Here is a 6196-nt window from a genome sequence, read left to right as displayed (position 1 = left end):
GGGTTGGCCGGTGCGTTCGCCGAGGCGGGCGAGCGCCTGATCCAGTCCCCGGCCCCGGCGATTGAGCCGGCGTCTGTCACCAGCGGCCAGATCGCCGAGGTGCCGACGCCTATCAACGTCTCCTATCGCGAAAAGAACGCGGCGAAGGAACTAGGGGCGAAGTGGGATAAGGACGGGAAGACATGGTATGTCCCCGCAGGAGTGGATATGGCTCCGTTCGCTAAATGGGCGCAGGAGGCCGCTGAGCCGCCCGTCGCCAGCCTAAGCGCCCCAAGGGCACCTACTGAACGTGAGAACCCGGAGCAGGCCCCAGCGGCCCCCAGCGGCCAAGAGGAGGGCCATGATGTGACCGACCGTGCCAATCACGCCCGCCAGTATCTTGCAGTGCCCTACGGAGAGCGCAACGTCGCCAAGGCCGCCGGCGCGAAATGGGATGCAGCCGCTAAGTCGTGGTATGCGCCGGAGGGTAGCGATCCGGCGAAACTAAGCCGTTGGAACCCGGAAAACCGGCCGAGGCAGGCACAGCCGGAGACGCCGGAGAAAGAATTTGCCGATGCGATGAAGGCCATGGGGCTGACAGTCCCCCCCGGCCATCCGATGATGGACGGCAAAAGGCATCGCGTCCCCGCCGAGGGCGACAAGGGCAATGAGACGACTGGCTCCTATCGCGCATTTCTGGACGGGCACCCGGCCGGCCACATCGAGAATTTTCGCACCAATCTCGATATGAAGTGGAAATACACCGGCACCGCACTTTCCGAGGAAGAGAAGGCCCGGCTCAATGCTGAGGCGGCCACCAAGCTTCAAGCGCGCGAGCGCGAGCAGGCGGCGACCTATGAGGCAACGGCCCTTCGCGTTCAGCAGCGTGCAGCAGGGCTTGCCCAGATCGCAGCCCCAACCCCTTATATGGTCGCGAAGGGCATCGGGCCGACGATCGGCGCGCTGACAGACGGTCAGGATGGCACCATCCACCTTCCCGCGATCGATGCGACCGGGAAGCACTGGACGACGCAATATATCCAAGAGGACGGCACGAAGCGCTTTGCTAAGGACAGCCACAAGGAAGGCTGTTTCCACGTCGTCAATGGAACGCTGGCCGACCTTGAAAAAGCCCCGAGGCTGATGATCGGCGAAGGCTATGCGACGATGACCACCATAAGCGGCGTGGTCGATCACGCGACGGTTGCCGGTTTTGATGCCGGCAATCTGCCCGCCGTTGCAAAGGCCCTTAACGAACGCTTCCCAGACAAGCCGATTTTTATCTGCGCGGATGACGATCAGCGCGTTCAGGAGCGTTACGGGCACAACCCGGGCAGGGATAAGGCGAACGAGGCAGCGCAGGCCGTGGGAGGGAAGGCCCTGCATCCGATCTTCGCTCCCGGCGAGCAGGCGGCCGATCCAAAGCGCTTTACCGACTTCAACGATATCGCTCAAAACAGCAGCCTTGGTCTTGCCGGCGTCGAGCGCCAGGTCAAAGCAGCTGTGCAATCAGCGCAGCAGGATTTGCCTGCCCCGAAGCACCGCCTTGATGAGGAAATCCCACAACAGCGGCGATCGGGGCCGGCAGTCGGAGATGAGCCGGCCCAGCGGCGCAGTGTTCGCTTATGACTTCCCGCGCAGCGCGGGCGGCGATCGTCGCCCGCGCCGCCCTTGGCGATAGCCGTCACCCCTTTTCGAGCGTTGTTGCAGGAAGAGGAGAGACAGATGGCAGATGATTATAAAGACCCGGCCAGCATGACCGACCAAGAGCTAATTGCGGAATGGAACTGCATTGATTGCGACAGCGAGGATACGGCACGCACCGACGCCCTCGCCGCCGAAATCCAAAAGCGCAACCTCGATATATGAAGCCCGGCGGCAGGTTCACCCGCGCAGGCGCTTGATAGTCGCCTGCCATTCGTCTTCGGTTTTCGGGCCGAAATCGAGCGATGGATCAGCCGGCGTCGGTGCAAGGTTAGTTGGCCGACGCCGGCACACGCTGCAACGCATGTGCTGCCCAACCTTGTCGATCGCGGTATCCCAGCGATGGATTTGAAACCATCGCCATAGCTTCGGGCCGCTCACCACGCCGCGACGGCCGCAATTTCCGCATTCCGCGCCAAGGTTCATGGAATGGACGCGGAAATCTTCCAGACGGGTAAAGCTGGTGGGCATTATCGGCGCCGATCAGTGCCCGAGCGGGCATCGGCCCGCGCTCAACTTAGCTAGAGCGCGACGAGATCCGAGCGCGGACGGCGCTGCTCGAGCATAGTCGCGAATGTCTATGAGATCCACACCGGGTCCGATCGATCCTCGTCGATTAGGTCCGACAAAGCGCGGCGCACTTGCGCGGCATCGACAAAGGCCGACTTCGATCCGTCATCGCGATCGCCGCAGGAATGGACGAACACTCCATAATCCGAAAAATAGGCTACCTCGCGCGGACGGTTGAGCCTGATCTCTTGATTTGGAGCAGCCTCTAAGAGCGCATGTGCCTGTTCCTTCGTCACAAAAAAATGAAACGGGAATCCGTCTATTTCCTCCAAGCCGGTGACGGTCGCGGTAGGTTCGTCCATCGAAATCGCTCCCTAGCGTGCGATCGGAATCTCTCCGATCCGGGTTGTCCAAGCAGGGCTCTTGCGCTCCCGCTTTGTGTCATAGGCCCGCTCGCCCTGTCCTTCGGCCGCCAGCCTGATCGTATGACGGCCAAACCGCCCATTGAGCCCGTCGATCGCGGCGAGCAGAGGTGCTGCCTTCGGATCGATCGACGCGAACAGATCGGTTTGCGCCTCACCTTGCGGATGCAGTCCTTCCAGCATGACCCCGCATTTTGTGTAGATCGCGCCGGGCTCGAACATGGATTCCATGAGACGGCCGGCGAGCCCGGCGATTGTTCGAGGATCATGCGTTGCCGGCGACAATCGCGCCGATCGCGATGCCGAGGGCGCGTTCGGTTTGTAGCGGCTTCCATGCGCAAAAGCGATCAGCCGGGATGCAACCAAACCCTGCTCGCGAATTTTCTCCGTCGCGCGCACGGCGCGCCGCACCATCGCCTCTCGGAGAGCTTCCCGATCGCCGACAGGCTCTCCGAAGCAGCGCGTTACCGCCGTCCCTTTCAGGGGCTCCGGTTCCGGTGCGAAATCAGAGCATTCTATCCCATTCAATTCCCGCACGAGGCGTTCGAGAACGACTGTCCCCACGTCGCGAGCGACCGCGGCGGGGAGCGCCGCGAGATCGGCCGCGGTCCTCACGCCCAGCGGGCGCAATCGGGCCGCCAGCGCCGGCCCTATGCCCCACACTTCGCCAAGCTCTAGCTCCGCCATCATCCGGGCGCGCAATTCCGTGTCGTGAAGGTCAATGACCCCGCGCCAGACTTTTTCCGTCGCCTTCGCCAGCGCGTTCGCGACCTTGCTTAGCGTGCGGGTCGGACCCAATCCGATCCGCGTCGGAAGGCCGATCGACAGTTGGATAGCCTCGCGAACCCGGTGTGCGGCTTCTACGTCGCCCCGGCCGTTCGCGAGGACCGGGAGCCGGAAGAAACTTTCATCGATCGAGTAAATTTCCACGGTATCGCTATGATCGGCGATCACCGCGTTGAAGCGGCGGTTGAGGTCCGAATAGAGTTCGTAATTGGACGAGCGAAGCACCACCCCATGCCGGCGGATCACATCGCGGATTTTGAAGACGGGCGCGCCCATCTTGATATGCAGGGCCTTCGCTTCCGCGCTTCGCGCCACCACGCATCCGTCATTGTTCGACAGGACCACGACCGGCACGTTGCGGAGCGAGGGGTCAAACAGCCTCTCAGCGCTAACGTAGCTGTTCTCAATGTCGCATATGGCCCACATGATCTATCACGCCTGTAGGTTGCGGACGCAGGCCCGCACCACGCCCCAAATCTCCACGCCCATGTCACCATCGGCGACGGTCTGGGGATAGCCGATGCCGGCATTGCGCGCTTCTAGGTAGGGCACACCCTGCCGAACAACGAACTGGCGGACGACGAATCCGCCGTCAACGATCGCGATCACGATCCGGCCGTTGACCGGCTTGGCGTCGCGATCGACCACAACCACGTCATTGTCGAACAGGCCGGCGTCGACCATCGAGCTACCGCTAACCCGGAACACGAAGCTCGCAGCGCGATCGAGGCGCAGCAATTCTACGAGGTCGATCGATTCCTCAGCCCAATCTTGCGCAGGCGACGGAAAGCCAGCGCCGGCCGCCGAACCGACAATCTGCAAACGCAGATCGGCAGGCATTTCGGCGAGAGGAATCGGACGATCGACAAACAAGGCAGCACGGGCGTTCATTCCACACCGTCTAACCCGAACGAGAACAAATTGCGAACAGATAAAATTGTGCGCCTCAACATGGCTCACCGCACAATACGGTTGTGACGTTACCGATCGGGCTCACCGCCCCCGCTTTCCGATCGAGGCTGGCTACGGATGCACAGGGCAATGCGCTCCAACAACGCGGCAGTGAGAGGGGCCTTACCCCGGCTAAATTGCTCGACAATTCGCGCCGCCGCTTCCAGCGGATGCGGGCTGGCCGCCGGCTTTGCCTTTTGAGCGGATTGACGCGCGGCGCGCAGGATATCGCGGCGCTTCATCCCTAGTTCCTGTTGAGGCCCATTTCGCGGCTTTGCAGCTTGTCCTTCCAGCGCGCTTCCAATGCCAGTAGCTCCGCTTCCGTCGCGGCCGAGCCTACGGTTTCGAGGATCGAGACGCGATAGTCGCTTGCCTCACGCGCTTTGAGCGCGACATTGCCCCCATGGCCGGTCGCAAAATACTCGCGCCATCGGGCAAGAAAGCCGCCAGCGCCTGAGGCCATGCCCACATATTGCTCCCGCGTGCGCGGGCACGTCAGGAGGTAGATTCCCCGCGTCGCGCTCAGCGCTGCCATCCAGCTAGCCGGAATCGTCTCGATTTGAGCGAGATTGAGGATCAGGGTGGCAAAGCCGGGGAAAGCGTCCTCGCTAAAGGATCGGCGAAGCTCCACGATCGGTTTCGCCACCCGATCGCCGCGCTGAATCCACGACCGATAGCCGGTGCCCCATTCGATCCAGAGCCGACCGCTATATTCGCTCAGCGGCGCGATCGGCGTCAGGCGATAGAGGTTGCAGCTACCGGCCGGCTCGATTTTGCCAGTAACAGGATGACCGCGATCGGCCGGCAGTGGGCCGACCAGCTCGGCCGCGTAAAGACCGACGAACAGCGTGTCGGTCGAGCCGGGTAGCCCGACGAAGGAAGCCCAATAGGGCGCATTGAGCCTCGCGGCATCGCCGAAGCCTTGCGTTTCCTGATACGCCTCGAAACGGGCGCGATAATCGCGCCACAGGGCATAGGGAGAAGGAAACCCCGGATAGCGCCCGTCCTGATGTCGCAGCAGTCGAACCGAGGCGCGGGGCAATTCCGCGAGATCGAGGAGATTGCCAAATTGCAGCGGGCCGGGCGTCATGCGTCCGCATCCACTTCCAGCATCGCGGCCAGCACAGCCATCCGCTCGCCGGCCGGGAGATCGCGATACATGCGTTGCCAGCGCGCCGCCTTCCGCTTGATGCGTTGCCGATCGGTGAAATCGATGCCGGCATGGTCCGCCCAATGCGCGGCGTTCGCCGGATAGTTCATCCAGAGCATTTCGGTTCGAGGCCCGCCCCGCGTTTTCACCTGATAGCCAAGCGAGCGCCATTTCGGTTCAGGAAGAAGCCGGCGATAGAGGTCCGAGGGGTAGCCTGAGATCATCACCGAGGCGGGCATATCGCCCAGCGTTTCGATCAGGGCCTCGTGGTCCGTGTCCGTATAATCGAAGCGATATTTGGGACCGCGTTGTGCCCGCGTCGCCAGCACATAGGGCGGATCGGCATAGATCAGCACCCGGCCGGCCGAGGCGAAATCAAAGTTTCGCAGGAAGGCGAGGCAATCGACGTTGTAGGTTTCCACGTCCTCAATCTGACCGAATTGAGCGAAGGTTTCCGGGTCAATTTCCAGTCCGATCGAGCGCAGCGCTGGGGGCTTCCGACGCATAATGACACCCGATCCAAGATGGGTTTCGATGTAGGTATCATGGGGGGGCATGTTGGCGATGACCGCCTGAAAAGAGCCCTGTCCCGATTTCGCGCCTTTGTATGCCAACCGCTGTTCCAGTTTCATAATCCGCGTGGGGGAGAAGCCTCTCCCTACGATCGAGCCGCCGATCGGCGGCTCGCTCTACC

General features: G+C 62.2%; 9 protein-coding genes. 2 read left to right on the top strand and 7 right to left on the bottom strand.

Annotated elements, in window-relative coordinates; all coding sequences use genetic code 11:
- Both AC3EC3_RS18310 and AC3EC3_RS18305 read left to right on the top strand, forming a co-directional pair.
- Positions 1 to 1608: DUF5710 domain-containing protein (locus tag AC3EC3_RS18310; RefSeq protein ID WP_488491033.1), on the top strand; the 1608-nt coding region annotated here is incomplete at its 5' end.
- A 96-nt stretch (positions 1609 to 1704) separates the two neighbouring features.
- On the top strand, positions 1705 to 1848 hold the full coding sequence (locus AC3EC3_RS18305; protein ID WP_488491032.1) for a hypothetical protein: 144 nt from the start codon (positions 1705 to 1707) through the stop codon (positions 1846 to 1848).
- 15 nt (positions 1849 to 1863) lie between these two features.
- Here AC3EC3_RS18305 and AC3EC3_RS18300 read toward each other — a convergent pair whose 3' ends face one another.
- From AC3EC3_RS18300 to AC3EC3_RS18270, 7 genes are all read right to left on the bottom strand, one after another.
- Positions 1864 to 2154, bottom strand: coding sequence for a hypothetical protein (locus AC3EC3_RS18300; protein ID WP_488491031.1), 291 nt, complete (start codon positions 2152 to 2154; stop codon positions 1864 to 1866).
- A 107-nt stretch (positions 2155 to 2261) separates the two neighbouring features.
- Positions 2262 to 2555 (bottom strand): hypothetical protein, encoded by a 294-nt coding sequence (locus tag AC3EC3_RS18295; protein WP_488491030.1) that lies wholly within the window; start codon positions 2553 to 2555, stop codon positions 2262 to 2264.
- Positions 2556 to 2567: 12 nt separating this feature from the next.
- A complete protein-coding gene (locus AC3EC3_RS18290; RefSeq protein WP_488491029.1) occupies positions 2568 to 3827 on the bottom strand; it encodes a Y-family DNA polymerase in 1260 nt (419 codons plus the stop codon).
- Between the two features lie 6 nt (positions 3828 to 3833).
- On the bottom strand, positions 3834 to 4292 hold the full coding sequence (locus AC3EC3_RS18285; protein WP_488491028.1) for a LexA family protein: 459 nt from the start codon (positions 4290 to 4292) through the stop codon (positions 3834 to 3836).
- Between the two features lie 89 nt (positions 4293 to 4381).
- Positions 4382 to 4594, bottom strand: a complete 213-nt coding sequence (locus AC3EC3_RS18280) for a hypothetical protein (RefSeq protein ID WP_488491027.1) — start codon at positions 4592 to 4594, stop codon at positions 4382 to 4384.
- 2 nt (positions 4595 to 4596) lie between these two features.
- Positions 4597 to 5442 carry a GIY-YIG nuclease family protein gene (locus tag AC3EC3_RS18275; RefSeq protein ID WP_488491026.1) on the bottom strand — a complete coding sequence of 282 codons (846 nt, stop codon included), beginning with the start codon at positions 5440 to 5442 and terminating at the stop codon, positions 4597 to 4599.
- Positions 5439 to 6134 (bottom strand): DNA adenine methylase, encoded by a 696-nt coding sequence (locus AC3EC3_RS18270; RefSeq protein ID WP_488491025.1) that lies wholly within the window; start codon positions 6132 to 6134, stop codon positions 5439 to 5441. The genes AC3EC3_RS18275 and AC3EC3_RS18270 overlap by 4 nt, the downstream gene beginning before the upstream one ends.
- Positions 6135 to 6196: the final 62 nt, after the last annotated feature.

Source organism: Novosphingobium sp. BAM6 (assembly GCF_057784955.1).
The sequence above is the reverse complement of the archived record's forward strand: the minus strand, read 5'-3'. Positions and strand labels throughout refer to the sequence as shown.

Excerpts from the sequence above, each read along its gene's own strand:
- AC3EC3_RS18300 (WP_488491031.1), bottom strand. The coding sequence starts at position 2,154 with ATGCCCACCAGCTTTACCCGTCTGGAAGATTTCCGCGTCCATTCCATG.
- AC3EC3_RS18280 (WP_488491027.1), bottom strand. The coding sequence starts at position 4,594 with ATGAAGCGCCGCGATATCCTGCGCGCCGCGCGTCAATCCGCTCAAAAG.
- AC3EC3_RS18270 (WP_488491025.1), bottom strand. The coding sequence starts at position 6,134 with ATGAAACTGGAACAGCGGTTGGCATACAAAGGCGCGAAATCGGGACAG.
- AC3EC3_RS18295 (WP_488491030.1), bottom strand. The coding sequence starts at position 2,555 with ATGGACGAACCTACCGCGACCGTCACCGGCTTGGAGGAAATAGACGGA.
- AC3EC3_RS18285 (WP_488491028.1), bottom strand. The coding sequence starts at position 4,292 with ATGAACGCCCGTGCTGCCTTGTTTGTCGATCGTCCGATTCCTCTCGCC.
- AC3EC3_RS18275 (WP_488491026.1), bottom strand. The coding sequence starts at position 5,442 with ATGACGCCCGGCCCGCTGCAATTTGGCAATCTCCTCGATCTCGCGGAA.
- AC3EC3_RS18305 (WP_488491032.1), top strand. The coding sequence starts at position 1,705 with ATGGCAGATGATTATAAAGACCCGGCCAGCATGACCGACCAAGAGCTA.
- AC3EC3_RS18290 (WP_488491029.1), bottom strand. The coding sequence starts at position 3,827 with ATGTGGGCCATATGCGACATTGAGAACAGCTACGTTAGCGCTGAGAGG.